Raw genomic sequence first — 23,991 nt, forward strand, 5'->3', positions numbered from 1 at the left:
CAATATAGCTAGTATTGAGCAATTAAGTCTATCTTTTTTATAACTCAGTAAAATTCATAAAGCCTGAGTAATCTTAGAAAAGGTTTGTTTTAAAAAGTTAACTTTCTTTTTCTAAGAAATCCTGAATATCCTCTTTGACTTGCTCAAACTTAGCATACTTAAGCACCACTTCTCGTGTAACTTCTTTTAGAAATAGTTTTCCATAGCTCTTAACGAGTGGGCGATTATCCATAAGAAGAATAGCTGAACGCTGTTCTGGGCGTCTTTGGGCACGTCCGATAGCTTGTTTGAAACGTAAAACCGTCATTGGAAGACTGTAACTCTCAAAGGTACTCTTTCCTTGCTTAGAAAACCAAGATTCAATCTTTTGATAGAAAGGATCCTTAGGATTGTCAAACGGCAGACGTGCAATAACCTCAATTACCCTATCTTGTTGAGCAAAGTCAACGCCTTCCCAGAATGACCCCATACCAAGAAGGAGATTGGTCTCACCTCTATCAAAACGTTTTTTGACATTAAAAGCTGTCCCATTTTTCTCTTGAGTTAGGTGACGCACTTCCCTATGATCCAATAAATCCGAAACAGCCATCATACTCTTTCGAGACGTGAATAGTACTAAAATTGGATATTCCATTTCAGATAGCTTCTGGAGACGCTTTGCAAGAGCAACTTCATACTCCTCCTCAGAAGAAACTCCAATCATAGGCATGCTTTGATCAATCCAAATAGCTTGATTGGGTAAAGTGTCCATTGGAAGGTTAACCTTACGTACCTGTTTTAAGCCCAACAAATCAGCCACATCAACATCAGGTCCTACATCAATAGTTGCTGAAACAATTATCACTTTTTGAGCACTTGGTAGATAAGCTGAAAGTTCTAAGAGTTCTTGACGTGACGCCTTTAAATAAGTCACACGATGTTCCTGATAATAGTCTGTTTCAAGCCAAAAATGGCTGTAAAGGGGTGTCTTCAGTGGAGACAACATCTCCATCAAATCACTTTCACCTTCCAGTTCAGAAATGGTTTGTAGCAAACGATCTAATTGCTGGCGATTATACTGCTTCTGAGGAAATTGTTGGTGTTCTTGGATTAGATGGCTAACTTCAAACTGCAAATTTTCGAGCAAGCGTTGTTGAAGTAAGGTTTGATTACCACTATCAAGAATACGATGGATATGTTGCAAAAGCACTGTAAGATTGACTTGATGACGTGAAAATTGTTCCAAAGCCAGAACCATCTTTTGTCCCTCATCAATCACAAGAGTTTTTCCTCGAACAAAATCATGATCATCTTCCATACGCATCAAAAGATAAGCATGATTGGTCACAACTACCCTAGCTTCTTGGGCTTTTTGGTAGGACTGTTGCCAAAAATCATATTCAGCAAAAAGACTATCCACCTTTAACTTACCATCGTGCTTAATCTCATCAAAATAGGCCATATAGCGCTGTTTTTGTCTGATTTCATCGAGATCCCCTGTCTTCGTTTCAGTCAACCAAACTAAGAGTTGCATTTTGTAACGATTAATCAAACGGTTACTGTCCTGACGAAGTAAGGTCTGGTAAAAGGCATCTAACTTGATATAATTCTGAGGTCCTTTGAGACTATGAAAGTTAATATTAAAGACATCCGATAATGCTTTAGCTTCCTGATTCATAATCTGATTTTGAAGAAGCTTGGTTGGAACAGCTACTACTACTTTATCGACATCAGATTGTGCTAACAAGGGAAGCAAATAACCATAGGTTTTCCCAATTCCAGTCTGAGCCTGAATCATGGAAATAGCAGAATTATCAAGCTCCTTCCTTACTACCTCAGCAAACTCTCTTTGTTTAGGTCTTGACTCTAAATCCAAGAGAGCAATATTGGTAGCAAAATCTTGAGACAGTTTTCGTTCCGCCTTATAAGCCACAGGTCTACGAAGAACAATTCCAGATTCTTCAAGCATGACATATTCCTTTGAAAGACCTAAATTTTGACCTCTTATAGCATCACGAATAACCAACTCAGTCTCAAAAAGAAGATTATCTGAAAAAGTCAAAAGCATCTCAATGGTCTGTCTAGGTAAGCTGGCAATCTTATCCATCAAATGAAACAAAAGCTGTCCGGTCGCTCTCGCATCTTCAATAGCGGTATGGGCTTGAGCTAAGTCAAGATTAAGAACCTTGGATAAATGAGATAACTTATATTGTTCGAACGTTGGATAAAAGACCTGAGCCAATTCGACCGTATCAACACGAGGCGTCCTTAATTCGAAACCTTCCATAAAAAGTGCCTCTGCAAGCAAATTGGCATCAAATTTAACATTATGGGCAACAAAAATACAGTCCTCAATCAGTTCAAAAATTGTTCTAGCAATTTCTGAAAAATCTGGTGCTTGGGCCAACTGCTGATCGGTAATTCCTGTTAAATGAACAATGTGCTCATCGAGTTCTTGGTGTGGGTTAACATCACTCGCAAATTCGTCAACCACCTGACCATTTTGCATGATAACAATTCCCACCTGTATAATACTAGCCGTTGACGAAGCGGAGGTTGCTTCCAAATCAACAATGGCATATTTATTCGTGTTTTTTTCACTCATAGTGACCTTATTATAGCATATACAAAGCACCAAAAAAAGACAAAGCCATCATTCTGATATTGGAAAAAGCCTGAAATTCGTGCTACACTAGAACTATGAAAATAAGACGAATTTTAAATCCTGTTGCTCAGGAAAACACCTATATTTTAGAAAACGATACAGCCTGTCTAGTCATTGATCCAGGAAGTGATACTTCTGCTATCTTAGCTGAACTTAAAGCAATCGACAAACCAGTTGCTGCTATCCTTTTGACACATACACACTACGACCACATTATGAGTGTTGAGGCAGTCCGTCAGGCTTATAATCCTCCTGTTTATGTTACTGAAGCTGAAAAAGACTGGTTGATGAGTCCTATTGATAATTTATCTGGACTCCCACGTCACGACGATATGGAAGACGTTATTGTCAATCCTGCAGAACACTACTTCGATTTTACTGAAGATTATAACATCAAGAACTTTCAGTTTAAAGTTGTTCCAACTCCAGGACACTCTATTGGAGGTGTTTCTTTTATCTTTGATAGAGAAGAAACTGTATTTTCTGGTGATGCCCTCTTTAAAGAAACAATTGGACGCTGGGATCTTCCAACAGGGAACCACGAACAATTACTCACTAGTATTCAAGAGCAACTTTTTACACTTCCTAACCACTACAAAGTTTTCCCAGGACATGGATGGGATACCACTATTGGTCACGAGAAGGTCTTTAACCCATATTTTTCATAAAAACAAAAGCTTGTCATACCTACTTTAGTGAGTATTGACAAGCTTTTTTATTCGAATAAAAAAGAAGGCCGATAGACCTTCTTATCTGAGACACTGTAGAGTGCCTATTTAGATTTGATATAGTTAACACCATCTGCTTTAGGTGCAACGGCTTTACCGAAGAAAGCAGCCAAGACAATAATTGTCAAGATATATGGTGCAATTTGCAAATACACATTTGGTACATGTGAAATGAGTGGAAGCTGTTTTCCAATGATTGCCAATGATTGTGACAATCCAAAGAACAAACTTGAGAGCATAGCTCCAATTGGACTCCAACGACCGAAAATCATAGCAGCCAAGGCGATGAAACCAGGACCTGCAATTGTTGTAACGGCAAAGTTGTTTGAGATTGATTGTGCATAAACCGCACCACCAACACCACCAAGGAAGCCCGAAATCATGACGCCATAGTAACGCATACGATAGACGTTAATTCCAAGTGTATCTGCTGCCTGTGGGTGTTCACCAACTGAGCGAAGTCGCAAACCAAAGCGTGTCTTAAAGATGAGCCACCATGATGCTACTGAAACCAAGATAGCAACATATGCTACCAAAGAAACATTAGTGAAGAAAACTTTACCCAAGAAAGGGACTTGATCCAAGATTGGGAAGGATACAGTCTTAAAGTTATGACTGATAGCAGGTGTTTGACCAGCACCATAGATAACACGTGTCAAGAACACTGCCAAAGATGGTGCGATAAGGTTCAACACTGTACCAGAGACAACATGGTCAGCTCGGAAGTTAATTGTCGCAACAGCATGGAGCAATGAGTAGAGAACACCAACCAGACCTGCTACAATCGCAGCAATCCAAGGTGTCGCATCTCCAAAACTTTCTGCAAAAGTCAAGTTAAAGAGAACACCTGCGAAAGCACCAATTACCATAATTCCTTCAAGGCCGACATTTACGATACCGCCTCGTTCAGAGAAAGTTCCACCGATACTTGTAAAAATCAATGGTGCTGAATATTTCAACATAGAGGCAACGATTAAGGCTATAATTGTAATAAAGTCCATATTAGTTTTGTCCTCCTTTAGCTTTCACTGATTTATGACGAGGGCGAACCCAATATCTAATGATGTAATTAGCACCAACAAAGAAGATGATCAAGGCTGAAACAACATCGATAATTTCAGGTGGAACACCAATCATACCACTCTTACCAATAGACAAAACACCATAAAGAAGGGCGGCAAATGGGATACCGATAGGTGAGTTAGACGCTAAAAGCGCAACCGCCATACCGTTCCAACCGATAGCCAATGAAGCGTTTTGAACGAAGACATTTTGGAATGTACCAAGTCCTTCTACTGTTCCTCCAAGACCACATAGAGCACCTGAGATAATCATTGACATGATAATAACACGTTTAGATGACATCCCTGCATACTCTGAAGCATGAGGATTAAGACCTACAGATGTAATTTCAAAACCAGTTGTTGTTTTCTTAAGTAAGAACCAAACTAAGAAGGCAGCCGCAAGAGCCAGGAAGAAACCAATATTGAAACGCGAACCACCAGTTATTTGAGATAAGTACTCCGTTTGATAACTAGCTGATGCTACAACCTTGTTAGAAGCTTCTGAAGAACGCAACATATCAGCTGTAAATCCAAAGCGAATAATATTGTTTGCTACATACAAAATGATGTAGTTCATCATGATGGTAACAATGACCTCACTAGTTCCCAAGTAAGCACGGAGAATACCTGGAATAGCCCCAGCGATACCACCTGCAACCAGACCGATAATGACTGTACAGATAACTGAAATCACCTTTGGTAAGTCAGGGAATGACAAAGCAAACCATACGGCAGAAACCCATCCTGCCAAGGCTTGTCCTGGCAAACCAACGTTAAAGAAACCTGCCTTAGATGCAACAGAGAATCCTAGTGCAATCAGAATCAGCGGACTCATGGCACGAAGAATTTCACCAATATTTTTCAATGAGCCGAAGGCCGTTGTGAAAAGATCATAGTAAGCCCAGAATGGATCGTAACCGAAAATCAGCATCAAAACGGCTCCAATCAACATTCCCAAGAGGACAGCAATTAAAGGAACTGCCCAATTTTGTACTTTTTTAGACATTTGCTTCCTCCTTATTCAATTGTCCACCAGCCATAAGAATACCAAGATCTTGCTTATTCGTTTCAGCAGGATCTAGAATTCCCTGAATTGCACCATCATAGATAACCGCAATTCTGTCTGACATATCAAGAATTTCATCCAATTCAAAGCTGACAACAATCACAGCCTTACCATTATCACGTTCTGCGATAATACGTTTACGGATGTACTCAATGGCACCAACGTCAAGACCTCGAGTTGGTTGACTTACAATAAGAAGTTCTGGGTCACGGTCAATCTCACGAGCGATAACAGCTTTTTGTTGGTTACCACCTGACAATTCACCGCCAGCAATTAACTCTCCTGCACCACGAACATCAAATTCTTTCATCAATTCACGCGCTTTAGCATTGATGACATTATAGTTCAAGATACCATTCTTAGAATTTGGCTCTTTGTAGTAGGTTTGAAGAGCGATATTTTCAGCAACTGTCATTTCAAGGACCATACCATCACGGTGACGATCTTCAGGAATATGACCAACACTCATTTCAGTAATCTGACGAGTTGTCTTATGAATAATCGATTCACCCTTGATAGTAATATCACCTGACTTAACTTTACGAAGCCCTGTAATCGCTTGGACAAGTTCTGTCTGACCATTGCCATCGATACCGGCAATACCGATGATCTCACCAGCACGAACATCTAATGACAGATTTTTTACAGCAGGTATTCCACGGTTCTCGTTAACCACCAAATCTTTAATAGAAAGAACAACTTCTTTTGGATTTGAAGGAATTTTCTCTGTCTTGAAGGAAACCTGATGGCCAACCATCATTTCGGCCAAGTCAGCATTTGTTGACCCTTCAATCGTTACCGTATCAATTGATTTACCACGTCTAATGACAGTGACACGGTCAGAAACTGCTCGAATTTCATCCAACTTATGGGTAATCAGAATAATCGACTTGCCTTCCTTAACCAAGGTCTTCATAATGTTTAGAAGTTCAGTAATCTCAGACGGAGTCAATACCGCAGTCGGCTCATCGAAGATCAAAATATCAGCCCCACGATACAGAGTCTTAAGGATTTCAACACGCTGTTGAGCACCAACAGAGATATCTGCAACTTTGGCAGTTGGATCTACCGCAAGACCGTATCTTTCAGAGAGTTCAGTAATTTCCTTGATAGCCTTTTTCATATCAAGGACACCACCAGCTTTAGTTACCTCACTACCCAGGATGATATTTTCAGCAACTGTAAAAGCTTCAACCAACATAAAGTGTTGGTGAACCATCCCAATCCCCAGTTTCGTTGCTTTAGATGGTGAATCAATCGTCACCTCTTGTCCTTTAACCTTAATGGTACCGCTCGTAGGTTGCAAAAGACCTGAAAGCATATTCATTAAAGTTGACTTACCTGCACCATTTTCACCGAGGAGGGCATGGATCTCTCCTTGTCTCACATCAAGATTGATATGGTCATTTGCCACGAATTCACCAAATTTTTTGGTAATATCGTGCATCTCAATGACATTTGGCTTCGTCATACAATCTCCTTCCAAGAATAATTTTTATTTCAGCAAAGGGGATCATTAACTGCTTCCCTTTGCTGAGACAAAAATTTGTCTCAGTCTAAGTTCTATAAAGACTTATACTTAACTATTATTTGCTAAGACCATCAGTTGGTTTCAATTCACCATTTTTGATTTGTTCTTTAGCTTTTTCTACTGCATCTTTGATATCTGAAGGAAGATTAGATGTTACAATGTCAACACCACCGTCTTTGATACCGTAAGTCTTAGTTTTACCACCTTCGAATTTATCGCCTTTGACTTGTCCGTTAGCAATATCTTTAACAACTGTACCAACTTGTTTGATTGTTGAAGTCAAAACAAAGTTAGATTTTTTCTTGTCTGAAGATGTATAATCACCTTCTGCTGTTTGGTCACGGTCAACACCGATTACCCATACTTTCTTATCGCTTTCAGCATCAAGTTTTTCGTTAACTTCTTTAGCAGCTGTGAAGACACCAGTACCAGTACCACCAGCAGCTTGGTAGATTACGTCAACGCCTGAAGCATACATTGTTGAAGCGATTGTTGTCCCTTTAGCTGCATCAGAGAATGATTCAGCATATTGAACTTGTACATCGATGTCAGGTTTTACTGACTTAGCACCAGCTGTGAAACCAGCTTCAAAACGTGTAATTGTGTCTGATGTTTGACCACCGATGAAACCAACTTTATTTGTTTTTGATTGCATAGCTGCTGCGATACCTGCAAGGTAAGCACCTTCATTATCGGCAAACAAAACGCTTTCAACGTTCTTTTGGTCTTTAATAACATCGTCAATAATTACATAGTTCACATCTTCGTGTTCTTTAGCTGCATCTGCTACTGCATCATGAAGAGCAAAACCAACACCAAAGATGAGGTTGTAGCCTTGACTTTGTGCTGAAGACAAGTTTGTTGCAAAGTCAGACTCTGAACCAGATTGGAAGTAATTGTAGCCAGAATCTTTTTCAAGTTTGTTAGCTTTACCCCAAGCTTGAAGACCTTCCCATGCTGATTGGTTAAATGATTTATCATCAACCCCACCAGTATCCGTAACGATAGCAGCTTTAACTTTTGAATCAGCTGATGATCCACCGCGTCCGCCACGTGCACATGCTGCAAGACCAAGTGCTGCTACAGCAACAAGGCCAAGTCCGATAATTTTCTTGTTCAATTTCATCTTGAACACTCCTCCTATAACTTGCAAGAAAACTTGCTTAATAAAGAATAAAACAACTAGACTATTGTAAGTCCGTAAAAGAGTATGGTAACAACTCTCCGACTGTCATCTCGACTGTCGAGTTATCTTCAGCGATAAGAATCACTTTAGAATCAGATTTTAAAAATTCAACCATTACTTGGCGACAAGCACCACATGGTGAGATGGGATCTTTGGTATCTCCGTAGACTGCAAGACATTCAAAATCTCTATACCCTTCGGATACCGCCTTAAAAATGGCTGTCCTTTCTGCACAATTGGTCAATCCGAATGAGGCATTCTCAATGTTACAGCCTTGAAAAATTTGCCCATCCTTTGTAAGCAATGCTGCTCCAACTCTAAAACGAGAATAGGGAACATAGGCATTTTCAGCTGCTTCTTGTGCTGCTTTTATTACTTGCTCTTTTTTAGTAGCTATCATGGCTTTCTTGACCTTTCATAATGGCAACTCCTGACGAAGTACCAATACGGGTTGCACCAGCTTTGATAAAGGCTTGAGCCGCCTCAAGTGTGCGTGCTCCACCAGATGCCTTGACTCCCATAGTAGGACCAACAGCCTCTCGCATAAGTTCAATATCTTCAATTGTTGCGCCACCAGTAGAAAAACCCGTAGAGGTCTTAACAAAATCTGCACCTGCCAGTTTTGCTAATTGGCAAGCTTCGACCTTTTCTTCATCGGTCAGAAGACAAGTTTCAATAATAACCTTTACAAGTTTTCTTCCACTAGCTTCAACAACAGCTTTAATGTCGTCTTCGACTAATTTTAGATTTCTAGATTTAAGAGCACCGATATTGATTACCATATCAACTTCATCTGCACCATTGGCAATAGCATCCTTGGCTTCAAAAACCTTAACTGCAGAGGTCGATGCTCCCAAAGGGAAACCAATAACTGTACAAACTTTAACAGAACTATCTTTAAGCAATTCAGCTGCCGTTTTAACCCAAGTTGGATTAACACAGACACTGGCAAACTCATACTTCTTAGCCTCATCAATTAGGGAAAGAATCTGTTCTTTATTAGCATCAGCTTTTAGTAAGGTATGGTCAATATAGCTATTAACAGACATAAACAAAACTCCTTGATTAGTATAAAATTAAGGCTTAGCGAATTATCTTTAATATTTCTGTCGTTTCTTTACATTCACTATCAATAATAACATTTTTTTCAAATTCAGTCAGCATTTTTTCAGATAAAATTTCTTGACTATAGACCTTGGCAACAAGGTCTCCTTGAGCTACTGCATCGCCAACTTTTTTTTCAAATACAATTCCCGTTTCATAATTAAGACTATCTGACTTAGTAGATCGACCTGCTCCCAATTGCATGGCAAATTTCCCAAACGCCATAGCAGGCAACTCTTTAATGTAACCCGTTTTATGGGCATAAATATCTGTAACGACAGGAGCACTGCTATGACGATAAAGATCAGTCAAATCACCACCCTGAGCTTGAATGAGTTCTTCAAACTTAGCAAGGGCTTTTCCACCCACTAAGTGCTGACGAATCTCTTCCTGACTAGCTTCAACTTGAGCTAAATCTAATAGAATCTCAGCTAACTCACAGATAAAGTCAGTGATGTCTTCACGTCCCTTACCTTGCATAATTTGAATAGCCTCAGTGATTTCCAAGCGGTTACCAATAGCTTTACCTAGTGGCTGGCTCATATCTGTAATAACTGCAATTGTTTCACGATTAACCTCATGTCCTAATGCAACCATGGTCTCTGATAATTTTTCAGCATCAGACATGTTTTTCATGAAAGCACCTTGACCAACAGTAACATCCAGTAAAATCTTATCAGCACCTGCTGCAATTTTTTTGGACATAACAGAGCTTGCGATTAGAGGAATGGAATCTACTGTTGCAGTGACATCACGCAAGGCATAAAGAAGTTTATCAGCCTTAACTAAATGCTCAGACTGACCAATGAGGGAAATTCCAATGTCTTTAACTTGCTGAATGAACTCTTCCTTACTACGCTCAACCTGATAGCCTTTGATAGACTCTAATTTGTCAATCGTTCCACCTGTATGTCCAAGACCACGGCCACTCATCTTAGCTACTGGAACACCAAAGCTAGCTACAAGTGGCATAAGGATGATGGTTACCTTATCACCAACACCACCGGTCGAATGTTTATCTACCTTAACATCTGGAATTTCTGACAAATCATATTGTTCACCCGAAGCAACCATATCAGTGGTCAAATCATGGATTTCACGAATAGACATACCTTGATAATAAATTGCCATCGCCAGTGCAGCTATCTGATAGTCTGGAATTTTCCCAGACACATAGCCATTAATGAGATATGAAATTTCCTCTGTGCTTAACTCGCCACCATCTCTTTTCTTTTCAATTAAATCAACGGTTCTCATATTTTCTCACTTCTAAGGATATAGTATCCTTTATCCTTTTTAACGACTTCAGCATTACCAAACACATCCTCCATCTTAGCTTTAGCTGACGGAGCTCCTTGTTTTTTCTGAATAACAATAGTTAGGTTACCACCCTGATTGAGATAATCATATGCCTCCTCAATAACTTGATGAACCACCTTCTTCCCAGCACGGATAGGTGGATTAGAAATAATATAGTCAAAACTTCCAGTAACATTTTCATAGATATTCGATTGGAAAATAGTAGCTTCAACCTTGTTTCGTTCAGCATTTTGTTTCGCTAAATCAATTGCCCTACTATTGATGTCAATCATTGTGACTTTGACTCCTTGTACCTTGGCCAAACTAATCCCAAGAGGACCGTAGCCACAGCCCACATCTAATAGTGTGTTTCCAGCTTCCAAATCTAATGCACTCAAAAGCACTTGACTTCCAAAATCAATCATTTTTTTAGAGAAAACCCCAGCATCCGTATAAAACTGAAAACTTTCTCCTAACAAATTTACCTTTAAATCATGAATATCGTGAGCCGCATCTGGCGTCTCAGCATAATACATTTTTGACATTATTTTTTTCCTTCTAGATAGTCTTTTCCCTTTATCGTATCATAAATACCAAAGTAAGGCTAGTGATATGATAAGGCTTACATTCCGGCTTTTTTTCTGCTATAATGTTAGCTATGTTAAATGAATTTATCAATTTCGAAACGATATCACGTAAGGAGTGGCAACGCCTTCATAAAGAAGGTAATGCCCCATTGACTGCGGAAGAACTTGATTCCATTCGTAGCCTTAATGATAAGATCGATGTGCAAGAAGTTAGTGATATTTATCTTCCCCTTATCAATCTCATTCGTATCTATCAGAAAACGGCCAATGATTTAACCTTTTCTAAGAGTATCTTTTTACAAAAATCACAGACTAATCGTCCATTTATTATTGGGGTATCTGGTTCAGTTGCTGTTGGCAAATCCACTACCAGTCGTTTGCTTCAACTCTTGTTACAACGAACCTTCCCCCAATCTAAGGTTGAACTTGTAACAACCGATGGCTTTCTCTATCCTAACCAAGTCTTGAAAGAAAAAGACATCCTTAACCGTAAGGGTTTCCCTGAATCCTACGATATGCCGCTTCTTCTCAATTTTTTAGATACTATAAAAAATGGTGGTGATGTCAATATTCCTGTTTACTCCCATGAAATTTATGATATTGTACCAGGTCTTACACAAGAAATCAGACAGCCCAATTTTTTGATTGTCGAAGGGATTAATGTTTTCCAGAATCCTATTAACCAACGACTCTACATGAGTGACTATTTCGATTTTTCTCTTTACATTGATGCTGAAGTTAATAATATCGAATCATGGTATCTCGAACGTTTTCAAACCCTTCTTGAGCTCGCCAAGAAAGATGAAAATAACTATTACCATCGTTTTACTAAATTTAGTAAAGACGAAGCTTTATCTTTAGCACAAAAAACTTGGCGTGATATCAATTTGGTTAACCTGGAAAATTATATCGAACCTACACGAAGCCGAGCCGAACTGATTCTTCATAAGGGAGACAATCATAAAATCGACTTCATCCACTTAAAAAAATAGAAAAAGCTTGCCAAGGGGTCTAAAATAACGTATAATGACATAGTTAGATAAATTTTGGAGGTGAAAACATTGGCAAATATTAAATCAGCTATCAAACGCGCTGAACTTAACGTTAAACAAAACGAACAAAACTCAGCTCAAAAATCAGCTTTGCGTACTGCTATCAAAGCATTTAACGCTAACCCAACTGAAGAAGCTTACCGTGCTGCATCTGCTAGCATCGATAAAGCCGCTTCTAAAGGTTTGATTCATAAAAACAAAGCAAGCCGCGATAAATCACGTCTTGCAGCTAAATTGGCTAACTAATTGAAAGCTCCATTTAGGAGTTTTTTTATTACCTTATAACATAAAAACCTGCTAGACCATAAGCTAGCAGGTTTTCTTTATTAATTAAACTCCAGTGATCTTAACTTCAAAAATCGTTCCTTTTGGTTGATTATCTTTAACAACAATTGTTCCTCTAAGAGCTAAAACAATTTGTTGCGCTAGTGATAAGCCCAGTCCAAACCCACCTTTTTGTCTGGTTCTAGCCTTATCTACGCGATAAAAGCGATCAAAGATTTTTTTCTTATCACTATCTGATATACCAGGGCCATTATCAGCTACCGAAATATAAAGATGTCGGTCATTAGTGCGAACAGTAAAGGTAACATGTCCATCATCTTCCGTATATTTAATAGCATTATCAAATAATATGGTCATTAGCTGCTTCAATAGCGTTTTATCAGTATGGATTGGACGACTAACTTGGTTTTGACCCGTGAAACCTTTCTCATTTTCTTCAGCAATCATAGCATAATTGGTAAATACTGTATCAAAGAAAGCAGGTTCTAAGGTTTCGATTTCCGGCTTAATACCATCGTCACGACGAGCCAAGTTCAAGAGATTTGTCGTCAACAGACGCATATTACGTACTTCATCAAGACTTGAAGCAATATTCTCTGAATTATCTAAAATGGTGCTCTCAGGCTTTCGGAAAAGAACTTCTAATCGGTTTTGAATCACAGCAAGCGGTGTCCGTAACTCGTGACTGGCATTTTCAACAAATGCCTTCTGCTTCTCCAGACTTTCCTGGATAGGACGTCTTGACCACTTAGCCAAATACATACTAGCCGCAACAGATAGGAGCCAGAAGAAACTCATCATGATAACAATGAGCTTGACATAACGTTCAGTGGCTTCTTCCAATTGAGTTGTATTAATCGCAATAACAAGGTACTTAGCATCAGGATAGAGACTATTATCTACTTTTTCAGTAATCAGGCGATACTTTTCGGTTTGATCGAAATAATTCTGAGCGCTTCCCTTGCTGATAACATCAATGTTATTTTTATCTATTGGTAAATTGGATAAGCTAGAAAATTTGTCAACGACATTGAGGACTTTTCCATTCTTATCAAGCACTAAGATACTGGTATTCGCCGCAACAGATAAATCGTGAGGGGCATCTTCCATCTTTGATTTCTTCTTAGATTCTTTTTTAGAGCCACTCGAGTCAGGTGTTTCATCTGTCGACCCTTTAGTATCATAGGCTTGGTAGATGGTTGTCGTATTATTTTGATCTACCTCAGAAGTCAGAAAAAGTTCCCGTTTTAGCATTTCCATTTCTAAATAAGAATTGGTCTTAGTTGCTGCCATTTTCAGACTAGAGTCCACATTGGAATAAACACCGTAACTCAGAATCTGCAAAATCATGAAAGTCATGATAAGGAAAATACCAGAAAAAGTAGCAAAGAAATGAATGAACGACTTAAACCCGTCTGACTTGATTCTCCTAAAGAGATAATTGAAAAATTTAGTCAGCATTCTTCAAAATGTACCCCACACTTCTCAAGGTTTGGAGGTTGGCAGCAAAGTCTGTTCCTTTAAGTTTCTTACGAATTTTAGAAACGTATACTTCAACAACTGATACCGTGGTATCACTATCAAATCCCCAAAGACGGTCAAAAATTTGTGACTTAGGCAAGATCACATTCTGATTTTGTAAGAAATAAACTAATAAATCAAACTCTTTACCAAGAAGTTCTACTTCTTTATCACCCACAAAGGTTGAATTTGTAGCAAGATTGACACGAACATCACCGAAAGAAAGTGTGTTTTGGTCAAATTTACCAGAGCGTTTCAAAAGTGCTTGAATACGCATCTTCAACTCTTCTAAGTAGAAAGGTTTGGTTAGATAGTCATCCGCACCAAGTTCAAAACCATGTCCCTTATCGTCTAGACTTTCCTTGGCAGTCATGATAAGTACAGGAGTTGTTACACCTTTATCACGTAATTCTCTAAGAACAGTGAAACCATCTTTTTCAGGTAACATTAAGTCTAAAAGAATCAAATCATAGACGCCACTTTCAGCTTCGTAGAGGCCTTCATCACCATCAAAGACCTGCATAACATCAGCAAAGTCATCTAAAAAATCAAAAACTGAGTTGGACAAACTCAAATCATCTTCTACTAGTAGTATTTTAATCATAGTTATCCCCCTTGTTAGGTGTCAAAGATACAAAGAACACTTTGACTAAGTTTTATCATTATATCTAAAATACACATAATCATCTAGTGCTTTGATCTTCTTTTATTTAGATTCAGTCTACTATACTTTCCTTAAGTTTTTCATAACTGAAACGAAAAAACAGCACCAATAGGTACTGTTTTATATCGATATTTCTTCTTAGAACAAACCAACAGCTGTTCCGTCTTCAGAAACGTCCATTTTAAGGGCTGCTGGAGCTTTTGGAAGACCTGGCATGGTCATAACATCACCTGTAAGAGCCACGATAAATCCAGCACCTGTTTTAGGAACAAACTCACGAATAGTGATATCAAAACCTTCTGGTGCTCCAAGCAAGAATTGGTTATCTGAGAAACTATATTGTGTTTTAGCCATACATACTGGCAATTTATCCCAACCAAATTCGGCAAATTGTTTAAGTTGGTTCTTAGCTTTTTTCTCGAAGACAACTGATTTACCACCATATATTTCAGTAACAATCTTAGTGATTTTTTCTTCCAAGCTATCATCATCAGAATAAAGACGTTTATAGTCAGCATTCCCATTTTCAACAGCATCAACTACCGCGTTGGCAAGGTCAATACCACCATCAGCACCATTAGCCCAAACGCTAGCCAATTCAACAGGAACATCGATTTCTGCACAAAGTTCTTTAAGGGCTGCAATTTCAGCTTCTGTATCAGCAACAAACTCGTTAATAGCAACGACTGCAGGAAGACCGAATTTACGAACATTTTCCACATGACGTTTCAAGTTAGCGAAGCCATCACGAACAGCTTGAACATTTTCTTCAGAGAGGTCCGTTTTGGCTACCCCACCGTGCATTTTAAGGGCACGAAGTGTCGCAACAATAACAACAGCATCAGGAGTTGTTGGGAGGTTTGGAGTCTTGATATCAAGGAATTTTTCAGCACCAAGGTCAGCACCGAAACCTGCTTCCGTAATTGTATAATCTGCCAAACGTAGCGCTGTAGATGTAGCTAGAACTGAGTTACATCCATGAGCAATGTTGGCAAATGGTCCACCGTGTACCAAAGCTGGTGTCCCATAAATTGTTTGTACCAAGTTAGGTTTGATGGCATCTTTAAGAATAAGTGTAAGCGCACCTTCGATTTCAAGATCACGCACATAAACAGGTGTACGGTCATAACGGTAAGCAACTACAATGTTAGCCAAACGTTCTTTAAGGTCTTTAATATCAGTAGCTAAGCAAAGAATCGCCATGATTTCAGACGCAACAGTAATATCAAAACCATCTTCACGTGGAATACCATTAAGTGGTCCGCCAAGACCAACGTTTACATGACGAAGCGCACGGTCATTAAGGTCAACCACACGTTTCCAAATGATACGACGTTGGTCAATGCCGAGAGCATTTCCTTGATGAATATGGTTGTCAAGAAGGGCTGACAAAGCATTATTTGCTGTAGTAATAGCGTGCATATCCCCTGTGAAGTGGAGGTTGATATCTTCCATCGGGAGCACTTGAGCGTAGCCACCACCTGCAGCACCACCTTTGATTCCCATAACCGGACCAAGTGATGGTTCACGAAGGGCAATCATTGTTTTCTTACCAATTTTGTTAAGAGCGTCTGCAAGGCCGATTGACATGGTTGATTTACCTTCACCTGCTGGTGTTGGGTTGATGGCTGTTACCAAAATCAATTTTCCTGGCTTATTGTCTTTGACTGCATTGATTTTATCAAATGACAATTTTGCCTTATATTTTCCGTAGAGTTCCAAATCGTCAAAGCCGATTCCAACTTTTTCAACTACTTCTGTGATTGGTTTTAATTCTACACTTTGAGCAATTTCGATATCTGTTTTCATGAGACACTCCTCTATATTTTTCTAAAGTCTATTATATCAGAGTTTGATAAAAAACGCATTATTTTTGGTTAATTACTTTTCAATGTTCGGTTTTTGTTTTGTTATAAATCGTTATAACTTTAATTTATAGGGGTACACCTCAAAAATACTTACTTTTTATTTACTAAAGACCCAATTTTTAGTACAATACTACTATGAAAATTTTGATTACATCGGGTGGTACCACTGAAAAGATTGATGCTGTACGTGGAATCACAAACCATTCAACAGGTTATCTAGGAAAGGAAATCGCTGAACTTTTCTTGGCTAAGAGTCACCAAGTAACCTTAGTAACGACCAAGACAGCGGTTAAACCAGAACCGAAAGAAAATCTAAAGATTACAGAAATTACGAACGTAGAAAGTCTTCTCAAAAAGATGGAGCCACTCGTCAAAGAGCACGATGTTCTTATACATAGTATGGCAGTCTCTGATTATACTCCTATTTATATGACGGATTTTGCTGAACTGGAGGACACCGAAGATCTCGCTCAATTCTTGCATAAATCTAACACTGAAAGCAAGATATCATCGGCTTCTGATTATCAGGTTCTTTTTCTTAAAAAAACACCGAAGGTCATTAGCCTCGTCAAACAATGGAATCCTGATATTCAATTGATTGGCTTCAAACTTTTGGTTAATGTAAGAAAAGAAGAGCTTTTTGAGGTTGCTCGTGCAAGTCTAAAACGCAATAAAGCTGATATTATTGTTGCCAACGACTTGAGTGATATCACTCAAGATCAACATATTGCCTATCTCGTTGATGAAAAAAACGAGGAGAAAGTTACGACTAAATCTGCGATTGCTCGAGCCTTATTTGAAAGGATATGCCATGACTAAACGTATCATCCTTGCTGTTTCAGGATCAATATCTGCCTATAAAGCAGCTGATCTAACAAGTAGGTTAAAGAAAAAAGGTTATGACGTTCACGTCATTATGACTGAAGCTGCTCAAGACTTTATCACCCCTCTGACACTTCAAGTCCTTTCGAAGAATCCTGTTCACACTGATGTCATGGAAGAAAAATTGGCTGAACGTATTAATCATATTGACTTAGGTAAAGAAGCTGACCTCTTTGTTGTAGCTCCAGCTTCAGCAAATACCATTGCCAAATTAGCATATGGTCTAGCCGATAATATGCTTACTGCTACTGCTTTAGCTTTACCTAGCACCACCCCAAAACTAATTGCCCCTGCAATGAATACGAAAATGTATGAAAATCCACTGACTAAGAAGAATCTAAATACTTTGCATGACCTTGGCTACCAAGAAATTCTTCCAAAATCAGGTTTACTGGCTTGTGGAGATACAGGACGTGGTGCCTTAGCTGATATTGATGACATTATTGAATCCATTGACAATGCTTTAACAAAATAGCCTTGCATAGAATAAAAAGGAGTTTATGATGAATAAGAAAAATAAAGCAAACCAAACGGCTCAGTTATCCCTCTTGATAGCTACAATGGTTGTAATCGAAGTACTCAGTCAAACCATCTTTGCTGCTTTTGTACTTCCAATCAAACCAACCCTAACCCATATCCCAGTTATTATCGCTAGCATCGTCTACGGTCCTAAAATTGGAGCTTATTTGGGTGGCTTCATGGGAATTATGAGTATTATTCGAAACACTGTTATCTATACGGTTAGTAGCTATCTCTTTAGTCCTTTTGTTGAAGGGGGAACTTGGGCATCTGCAGTCATTGCCATCGTTCCTCGTATCCTGATCGGTATTTTCCCTTACTTTGTCTACAAATTACTTCAAAACCGTCTAGGTCTGATGCTATCTGGGGTTTTAGGTGCTTTCACAAATACATTTTTCGTACTTCTCGGCATCTATTTCCTAATCCCTAACTTCTACACAGCAGGTGGCAAAACACTGATGGCAACCATTTTCACAACAAATTCGATTGCTGAAATGATTATCGCCGGTCTGTTAACTCTAAGTATCACACCAGTGTTACTGCGATTGAAAAAATAAAGAAAAAACATGGTAATTACCATGTTTTTTTTCTTTAATTATGGTATAATGTAAGCGTTTAAAAATATAAAGGAGATTGCTATGTCTTACACTGAAAATTATCAAAAATGGCTCGACTTCGCTGAATTGCCTGCTTACCTTCGTGATGAGTTGGTCGCAATGGATGAAAAAACGAAAGAAGATGCCTTCTATACCAACCTTGAATTCGGTACAGCTGGTATGCGTGGATTGATTGGTGCTGGTACTAACCGCATTAACATTTACGTTGTTCGCCAAGCAACTGAAGGTTTGGCCCAATTGATTGACTCAAAAGGGGAAGAAGCTAAAAAACGTGGTGTTGCTATTGCTTACGATAGCCGTCACTTCTCTCCTGAGTTTGCTTTTGAATCTGCTCAAGTTTTGGCTGCTCATGGTATCAAATCTTATGTATTTGAAAGCCTACGTCCAACACCTGAATTGTCATTTGCTGTTCGTCATCTCCACACATTTGCTGGTATCATGGTAACAGCTAGCCACAACCCTGCTCCGTTTAATGGATACAAGGTTTATGGTGAAGACGGTGGACAAATGCCACCTGCAGATGCTGATGCTTTGACAGATTACATCCGCGCTATCGAAAATCCTTTCACTGTGCAATTGGCTGACCTTGAAGAAAGCAAAGCTAGCGGCTTGATTGAAGTTATCGGTGAAAACGTCGACGCTGAATACTTGAAAGAAGTTAAAGGCGTTAACATCAACCAAGACTTAATCAATGAATACGGTCGTGACATGAAGATTGTCTACACTCCACTTCATGGTACTGGTGAAATGTTGGCACGTCGTGCTCTTGCGCAAGCTGGATTTGAAGCTGTTCAAGTTGTTGAAGCTCAAGCTGTTCCAGATGCTGACTTCTCAACTGTTAAATCTCCAAACCCTGAAAACCAAGCTGCCTTTGCTCTTGCTGAAGAACTTGGTCGCAAAGTAGACGCTGATGTATTGGTTGCAACTGACCCAGATGCTGACCGCCTTGGTGTTGAAATCCGCCAACCAGATGGTTCTTACCTCAACCTTTCTGGTAACCAAATCGGAGCTATCATTGCTAAATACATTCTTGAAGCTCACAAAACAGCCGGTACACTTCCTGCAAATGCTGCCCTCTGTAAATCAATCGTATCAACTGAGTTGGTAACTAAGATTGCAGAAAGCTACGGCGCAACTATGTTTAACGTCTTGACTGGTTTCAAATTTATCGGTGAAAAAATTCATGAATTTGAAACACAACACAACCACACTTACATGCTTGGTTTCGAAGAAAGCTTCGGTTACCTCATCAAACCATTCGTACGTGACAAAGATGCTATCCAAGCCGTTCTTATCGTTGCTGAAATCGCAGCTTACTACCGCTCACGTGGTATGACTTTGGCAGATGGTATCGAAGAAATCTACAAACAATACGGCTACTTCGCAGAAAAAACTATCTCTGTTACCCTTTCAGGTGTTGACGGAGCTGCTGAAATCAAGAAAATCATGGATAAATTCCGTGGCAATGCTCCTAAACAATTCAACAACACAGACATTGCTAAGACAGAAGACTTCTTGGAACAAACAGCTACTACTGCTGACGGCGTTGAAAAATTGACAACTCCTCCAAGTAACGTGCTTAAATACATCTTGGCTGATGATTCATGGTTTGCCGTTCGTCCTTCAGGTACAGAACCAAAAATCAAATTCTACATCGCTACAGTTGGTGAATCTGAAGCAGATGCTAAAGAAAAAATTGCGAATATCGAAGCAGAAATCAATGCTTTCGTAGGCGAATAATATTTAAGACTTAGAGCTAAGCTCTAAGTCTTTTTTATACCGACAAAACTTGGATTACGGAAGCAAGCTATCTTTTTTGCTACTAGAACCAATAAACCACCTATAGATTAAACTATAGGTGGTAATTTTATGATTCAATTATAGAGCACTAACTTGTGAATGATGCTTAAATAAGGAATGAGTCGCTTCGTGAATATGACGAGCAGTTTCTGCATTATTCATGGTGTAGAGGTGAACGCCTGCAACATCTTGAGTAACAAGGTCGACAATCTGGTCAATCGCATAAGCAAGACCTGCCGCTCTAAGTGACTCAGGATCATGCTCATACTTATCCAAAATGGCACGGAACTTACGTGGCAAATGAATATTCTCACAAGTCTTAAGCAAACGTAGAGCTTGGTTACGATTCAAGATAGGCATAATTCCTGCATGAATTGGTACATCAATTCCAGCCAAGGTACATTTATCTTGAAAATCATAGAAACGTTCATTGTCAAAGAAGAGTTGGGTTAAAAGACCAGAACAACCTGCATCAACCTTTTTCTTAAGGTTTTGGATATCAGAGATTTGATTTGGCGAATCTGGATGCCCTTCAGGATAGCAGGCACCGATGATATCAAATTGAGGAGCTTCTTCCTTGATAAATTCAATCAAATCAGTGGCATATTTAAAGTCTTTAAGAGGTTCCACACCAGGAATGATATCGCCACGTAGGGCTAAGATACGGTGTACTCCAACGGCATCCAAGTCACGTAAGGTATCAGCAACCTTTTCTTTACTCAAATAGATAGCTGGAAGGTGGGCAATCGTTGGGATAGCTAGGTCATTTTGAATATGATCCGCCAAAGGAACCGTCGTCTCTTTGATATTATATTTGTTATTACTAGCTGTAACACTGATAAAGTGTGGAGCCAATCCTTGCATATCCTCAAGGGCACGTAGGATTTTTTCGTTACCTACTGCTGGGTTAGGTGGAAAGACTTCAAAAGAGAGTGATGGTGTTTGGCTTGTCATATTTTATACCTTCTTCTTTTTAGATTTTTGTTAAGACGAAAGCTGTTTTAAGTGCCTACTGACTTCATGAGTACAGTTAAACAATTGTTAATCATAGCCTGCTTGCAAAAATCTTTAGAACATTATTCGCTATTGAAAACCTTCTACACTTAAGGAAGAAGGTCTTCAACATATGATAACTTCCGCTTACAAGTTTTCGCGAGCTGCTTTTGCAGCTTCTACAAGCTTAATCAAGCTTTCTTTAGTTTCTTTGATTCCGCGAGTCTTCAAACCACAGTCAGGGTTGATCCATACTTTACCGCTTGGTACTTTTGCCAAGATTGCTTCGATAGTGTGGTCAATTTCACCGTCTTGTGGGACACGTGGTGAGTGGATATCGTAAACCCCAGGTCCAACTTCTGTTTGGAAGTTTTGAGCTTTAAGTTCATCCAAGATTTCAAGATTTGAACGGCTAGCTTCAAATGAGATAACGTCAGCATCTAAGTTATCGATAGCTGGGATGATATCTGTAAATTCTGAGTAACACATGTGAGTGTGGATTTGTGTGTCTGGTGCTACAGTTGAGTGTACCAAACGGAAGGCTGGAATTGCCCAGTCGAGGTAGTCTTCATACCAGTCACTACGACGGAGCGGCAATTTTTCGCGAAGAGCAGCTTCGTCAATTTGGATAATTTTCACGCCTGCAGCTTCAAGGTCAAGTACTTCATCTTTGATTGCAAGAGCAATTTGAAGAGTTGAATCCTTGATAGAGATGTCCTCACGTGGGAATGACCAGTTAAGGATAGTAACAGGTCCAGTCAACATACCTTTAACAGGTTTGTCAGTACGGCTTTGTGCGTAGCTAGACCATTTCACAGTGATTGGGTTAAGACGAGTCACATCACCCCAAATGATTGGTGGTTTAACCCCACGCATACCATATGATTGCACCCAACCGTTTTTAGAGAAGAGGTAACCTGACAAGTTTTGACCGAAGTATTCAACCATGTCGTTACGTTCGAATTCACCGTGTACAAGTACGTCAAATCCAACTTCTTCTTGCCATTTAATCCATTCATCAGTGATTTCAGCAAGGAAAGCATCGTATTCTTCTTGTGACAATTCATTCTTACGGAAAGCCAAACGTTTAGCACGAACTTCCTTAGTTTGAGGGAATGAACCGATAGTTGTTGTTGGAAGCAATGGAAGTTTGAAAGCATCCTTTTGAATCTCTTCACGTTCTGCAAACGCTGGCAAACGAGTGTAATCAGCTTCAGTCAAACCTGCAATACGAGCACGAAGCTCAGCATTTTCACCAACACGCTCAGTCGCAAAGAGTTCTTTGTTAGCAGCAAGGGCTTCTGCACCTTGACCATTGCGGATGGCATCCAAGTCACGCAATTCACCCAATTTTTCAACCGCAAAGGCGAAGTGGTCCAAAATAGCTGGTTCAAAATCTTCATTAGCAGTTGTAAATGGTACGTGGAGAAGTGAGCAAGAGGTTGTCAAAACAACATTTTCAGCTGGAACTTGTTCAAGAATTGCAAGGCTTTTCTCGTAGTTATTACGCCAGATGTTTTTACCATTGACGATACCGGCATATAGAATCTTATCAGCTGGGAAACCACCTTTAACCAATTCAAGTGTTTTCTTACCTTCAACAAAGTCAAGACCAATACCATCAACTGGCAAGTTCACAAGGTCATTGTAGACATCACGAACATCACCAAAGTAAGTTTGAATCAAAACTTCAAGGCCTTTCTTATCAGCCAAGAGCTTGTTGTAGAGGTTCAAGAAGAGAGCTTTTTCTTCAGATGTCAAATCTTTAACAAGAGCTGGCTCATCGAGTTGAATACGAGTAGCACCAAGCTCTGCCAATTTTGCAAAAACATCTTGGTATGCAGAAACAAAGCTATCTACGAAGTCTTCAGCTTTTACACCATCTTCAAAGTCAGACAATTGAAGGAAAGTGAATGGTCCAACCACAACTGGACGTGTATTAAGACCCAATTCTTTTGCTTCTTGGTACTCATCAAAAATCTTGTGACCAGCAAGTTTAACTTCTGTTGTTTTTTCAAATTTAGGAACGATGTAGTGGTAGTTAGTATTAAACCATTTTTTCATAGGAAGGGCACGAACATCCCCTTTTTCACCTTGGTAACCACGCGCCAAAGCAAAGTAACGTTCAAGATCTGTCAAATCCAAGTTTTGAACAGATTCAGGTACGACGTTGAAAAGGAAAGCTGCATCAAGGAAGTTATCGTAATGTGAAAAATCATTTGAAGGAATTTCAGTGATTCCCTTCTCTTTAACAATATTCCAGTGTTTTGCACGCAAGTCTTTGGCTGCTGCTAAAAGTTCATCTGCAGTAATTTCATTTCTAAAGTATTTTTCTGTTGTAAATTTTAATTCGCGGAATTCACCCAAACGTGGGAAACCAATGATAGTAGTTGACATCTTGTGTCCTCCTCTTTGTTGTTGAACTTATCTTACCAAAGAAATGGGTAGCTGTATAATTGCTATTAGTTTTCTCTATATATAGTTTTAGACTATACCCTATAAAATAAAGGGTTACCGACTTCTGTTATCTCCTTTTGCTTAGATATCGTTATAGCTAATAACTATATATTAACTTACTAAA

General features: G+C 39.2%; 21 protein-coding genes. 7 read left to right on the forward strand and 14 right to left on the reverse strand.

Annotation, left to right across the window (positions count from 1 at the left end; translation table 11 throughout):
* Window positions 1–97: 97 nt before the first annotated feature.
* Window positions 98–2,584 (reverse strand): bifunctional DnaQ family exonuclease/ATP-dependent helicase, encoded by a 2,487-nt coding sequence (locus LG375_RS02105; RefSeq protein WP_225745186.1) that lies wholly within the window; start codon window positions 2,582–2,584, stop codon window positions 98–100.
* A gap of 95 nt (window positions 2,585–2,679) precedes the next feature.
* On the opposite strand from LG375_RS02105, the gene LG375_RS02110 reads away from it, so the two are divergent.
* Window positions 2,680–3,312, forward strand: a complete 633-nt coding sequence (locus LG375_RS02110) for an MBL fold metallo-hydrolase (RefSeq protein ID WP_037600743.1) — start codon at window positions 2,680–2,682, stop codon at window positions 3,310–3,312.
* Between the two features lie 104 nt (window positions 3,313–3,416).
* Here the strand turns inward: LG375_RS02110 and LG375_RS02115 are convergent, their stop codons facing one another.
* The 8 genes from LG375_RS02115 to LG375_RS02150 form a co-directional block, all read right to left on the reverse strand.
* Window positions 3,417–4,373 carry an ABC transporter permease gene (locus tag LG375_RS02115; RefSeq protein ID WP_037600746.1) on the reverse strand — a complete coding sequence of 319 codons (957 nt, stop codon included), beginning with the start codon at window positions 4,371–4,373 and terminating at the stop codon, window positions 3,417–3,419.
* 1 nt (window position 4,374) lies between these two features.
* Complete coding sequence (locus tag LG375_RS02120; RefSeq protein ID WP_004184109.1) at window positions 4,375–5,442, reverse strand: ABC transporter permease; 1,068 nt, start codon at window positions 5,440–5,442, stop codon at window positions 4,375–4,377.
* Complete coding sequence (locus LG375_RS02125) at window positions 5,435–6,973, reverse strand: ABC transporter ATP-binding protein (protein ID WP_225745187.1); 1,539 nt, start codon at window positions 6,971–6,973, stop codon at window positions 5,435–5,437. Before LG375_RS02125 ends, LG375_RS02120 begins: the two co-directional genes overlap by 8 nt.
* Window positions 6,974–7,088: 115 nt before the next feature.
* Entirely contained in the window at window positions 7,089–8,153 is a 1,065-nt protein-coding gene (locus LG375_RS02130; protein ID WP_171963586.1) for a BMP family lipoprotein, read from the reverse strand.
* Between the two features lie 67 nt (window positions 8,154–8,220).
* Window positions 8,221–8,619, reverse strand: a complete 399-nt coding sequence (locus tag LG375_RS02135; RefSeq protein WP_002891126.1) for a cytidine deaminase — start codon at window positions 8,617–8,619, stop codon at window positions 8,221–8,223.
* The gene (gene deoC, locus LG375_RS02140; RefSeq protein WP_225745188.1) at window positions 8,606–9,268 is read right to left on the reverse strand and encodes a deoxyribose-phosphate aldolase; all 663 of its coding nucleotides are present in this window, start codon (window positions 9,266–9,268) and stop codon (window positions 8,606–8,608) included. Before deoC ends, LG375_RS02135 begins: the two co-directional genes overlap by 14 nt.
* Before the next feature lie 34 nt (window positions 9,269–9,302).
* Window positions 9,303–10,580: a pyrimidine-nucleoside phosphorylase gene (locus LG375_RS02145; protein WP_225745189.1), complete on the reverse strand. Its 1,278-nt coding sequence runs from the start codon at window positions 10,578–10,580 to the stop codon at window positions 9,303–9,305.
* Complete coding sequence (locus LG375_RS02150; RefSeq protein WP_048790412.1) at window positions 10,577–11,167, reverse strand: class I SAM-dependent methyltransferase; 591 nt, start codon at window positions 11,165–11,167, stop codon at window positions 10,577–10,579. The genes LG375_RS02145 and LG375_RS02150 overlap by 4 nt, the downstream gene beginning before the upstream one ends.
* Window positions 11,168–11,280: 113 nt before the next feature.
* On the opposite strand from LG375_RS02150, the gene coaA reads away from it, so the two are divergent.
* Both coaA and rpsT read left to right on the forward strand, forming a co-directional pair.
* Window positions 11,281–12,201, forward strand: coding sequence for a type I pantothenate kinase (gene coaA / locus LG375_RS02155; RefSeq protein WP_037597889.1), 921 nt, complete (start codon window positions 11,281–11,283; stop codon window positions 12,199–12,201).
* A gap of 69 nt (window positions 12,202–12,270) precedes the next feature.
* Entirely contained in the window at window positions 12,271–12,507 is a 237-nt protein-coding gene (gene rpsT, locus LG375_RS02160; RefSeq protein ID WP_037597891.1) for a 30S ribosomal protein S20, read from the forward strand.
* An 84-nt stretch (window positions 12,508–12,591) separates the two neighbouring features.
* Here rpsT and LG375_RS02165 read toward each other — a convergent pair whose 3' ends face one another.
* From LG375_RS02165 to LG375_RS02175, 3 genes are all read right to left on the reverse strand, one after another.
* Window positions 12,592–14,007 (reverse strand): sensor histidine kinase, encoded by a 1,416-nt coding sequence (locus LG375_RS02165; RefSeq protein WP_225745190.1) that lies wholly within the window; start codon window positions 14,005–14,007, stop codon window positions 12,592–12,594.
* Window positions 13,997–14,671 (reverse strand): response regulator transcription factor, encoded by a 675-nt coding sequence (locus tag LG375_RS02170; RefSeq protein WP_049546057.1) that lies wholly within the window; start codon window positions 14,669–14,671, stop codon window positions 13,997–13,999. Before LG375_RS02170 ends, LG375_RS02165 begins: the two co-directional genes overlap by 11 nt.
* Window positions 14,672–14,869: 198 nt before the next feature.
* Complete coding sequence (locus LG375_RS02175; RefSeq protein WP_013990464.1) at window positions 14,870–16,540, reverse strand: formate--tetrahydrofolate ligase; 1,671 nt, start codon at window positions 16,538–16,540, stop codon at window positions 14,870–14,872.
* A 194-nt stretch (window positions 16,541–16,734) separates the two neighbouring features.
* On the opposite strand from LG375_RS02175, the gene LG375_RS02180 reads away from it, so the two are divergent.
* The 4 genes from LG375_RS02180 (at window position 16,735) to LG375_RS02195 (ending at window position 20,357) form a co-directional block, all read left to right on the forward strand.
* A complete protein-coding gene (locus LG375_RS02180) occupies window positions 16,735–17,418 on the forward strand; it encodes a phosphopantothenate--cysteine ligase (protein ID WP_013990463.1) in 684 nt (227 codons plus the stop codon).
* Window positions 17,411–17,956 carry a phosphopantothenoylcysteine decarboxylase gene (gene coaC, locus LG375_RS02185; protein ID WP_013990462.1) on the forward strand — a complete coding sequence of 182 codons (546 nt, stop codon included), beginning with the start codon at window positions 17,411–17,413 and terminating at the stop codon, window positions 17,954–17,956. Before LG375_RS02180 ends, coaC begins: the two co-directional genes overlap by 8 nt.
* Before the next feature lie 28 nt (window positions 17,957–17,984).
* On the forward strand, window positions 17,985–18,557 hold the full coding sequence (locus LG375_RS02190) for an ECF transporter S component (protein WP_022496698.1): 573 nt from the start codon (window positions 17,985–17,987) through the stop codon (window positions 18,555–18,557).
* 81 nt (window positions 18,558–18,638) lie between these two features.
* Window positions 18,639–20,357 (forward strand): phospho-sugar mutase, encoded by a 1,719-nt coding sequence (locus LG375_RS02195; RefSeq protein WP_037600760.1) that lies wholly within the window; start codon window positions 18,639–18,641, stop codon window positions 20,355–20,357.
* Window positions 20,358–20,495: 138 nt separating this feature from the next.
* Here LG375_RS02195 and metF read toward each other — a convergent pair whose 3' ends face one another.
* Together metF and metE are read right to left on the reverse strand one after the other, a co-directional pair.
* Window positions 20,496–21,371, reverse strand: coding sequence for a methylenetetrahydrofolate reductase [NAD(P)H] (metF, locus tag LG375_RS02200; protein WP_021144026.1), 876 nt, complete (start codon window positions 21,369–21,371; stop codon window positions 20,496–20,498).
* A gap of 186 nt (window positions 21,372–21,557) precedes the next feature.
* Window positions 21,558–23,807, reverse strand: a complete 2,250-nt coding sequence (gene metE, locus LG375_RS02205) for a 5-methyltetrahydropteroyltriglutamate--homocysteine S-methyltransferase (protein ID WP_037600819.1) — start codon at window positions 23,805–23,807, stop codon at window positions 21,558–21,560.
* Window positions 23,808–23,991: the final 184 nt, after the last annotated feature.

This window comes from Streptococcus sp. Marseille-Q3604 (assembly GCF_916619785.1).
GTDB lineage: Bacteria > Bacillota > Bacilli > Lactobacillales > Streptococcaceae > Streptococcus.

Excerpts from the sequence above, each read along its gene's own strand:
- LG375_RS02105 (WP_225745186.1), bottom strand. The coding sequence starts at position 2,584 with ATGAGTGAAAAAAACACGAATAAATATGCCATTGTTGATTTGGAAGCA.
- LG375_RS02110 (WP_037600743.1), top strand. The coding sequence starts at position 2,680 with ATGAAAATAAGACGAATTTTAAATCCTGTTGCTCAGGAAAACACCTAT.
- LG375_RS02115 (WP_037600746.1), bottom strand. The coding sequence starts at position 4,373 with ATGGACTTTATTACAATTATAGCCTTAATCGTTGCCTCTATGTTGAAA.
- LG375_RS02120 (WP_004184109.1), bottom strand. The coding sequence starts at position 5,442 with ATGTCTAAAAAAGTACAAAATTGGGCAGTTCCTTTAATTGCTGTCCTC.
- LG375_RS02125 (WP_225745187.1), bottom strand. The coding sequence starts at position 6,973 with ATGACGAAGCCAAATGTCATTGAGATGCACGATATTACCAAAAAATTT.
- LG375_RS02135 (WP_002891126.1), bottom strand. The coding sequence starts at position 8,619 with ATGATAGCTACTAAAAAAGAGCAAGTAATAAAAGCAGCACAAGAAGCA.
- deoC (WP_225745188.1), bottom strand. The coding sequence starts at position 9,268 with ATGTCTGTTAATAGCTATATTGACCATACCTTACTAAAAGCTGATGCT.
- LG375_RS02145 (WP_225745189.1), bottom strand. The coding sequence starts at position 10,580 with ATGAGAACCGTTGATTTAATTGAAAAGAAAAGAGATGGTGGCGAGTTA.
- LG375_RS02150 (WP_048790412.1), bottom strand. The coding sequence starts at position 11,167 with ATGTCAAAAATGTATTATGCTGAGACGCCAGATGCGGCTCACGATATT.
- coaA (WP_037597889.1), top strand. The coding sequence starts at position 11,281 with ATGTTAAATGAATTTATCAATTTCGAAACGATATCACGTAAGGAGTGG.
- LG375_RS02165 (WP_225745190.1), bottom strand. The coding sequence starts at position 14,007 with ATGCTGACTAAATTTTTCAATTATCTCTTTAGGAGAATCAAGTCAGAC.
- LG375_RS02170 (WP_049546057.1), bottom strand. The coding sequence starts at position 14,671 with ATGATTAAAATACTACTAGTAGAAGATGATTTGAGTTTGTCCAACTCA.
- LG375_RS02175 (WP_013990464.1), bottom strand. The coding sequence starts at position 16,540 with ATGAAAACAGATATCGAAATTGCTCAAAGTGTAGAATTAAAACCAATC.
- LG375_RS02180 (WP_013990463.1), top strand. The coding sequence starts at position 16,735 with ATGAAAATTTTGATTACATCGGGTGGTACCACTGAAAAGATTGATGCT.
- coaC (WP_013990462.1), top strand. The coding sequence starts at position 17,411 with ATGACTAAACGTATCATCCTTGCTGTTTCAGGATCAATATCTGCCTAT.
- LG375_RS02190 (WP_022496698.1), top strand. The coding sequence starts at position 17,985 with ATGAATAAGAAAAATAAAGCAAACCAAACGGCTCAGTTATCCCTCTTG.
- LG375_RS02195 (WP_037600760.1), top strand. The coding sequence starts at position 18,639 with ATGTCTTACACTGAAAATTATCAAAAATGGCTCGACTTCGCTGAATTG.
- metF (WP_021144026.1), bottom strand. The coding sequence starts at position 21,371 with ATGACAAGCCAAACACCATCACTCTCTTTTGAAGTCTTTCCACCTAAC.
- metE (WP_037600819.1), bottom strand. The coding sequence starts at position 23,807 with ATGTCAACTACTATCATTGGTTTCCCACGTTTGGGTGAATTCCGCGAA.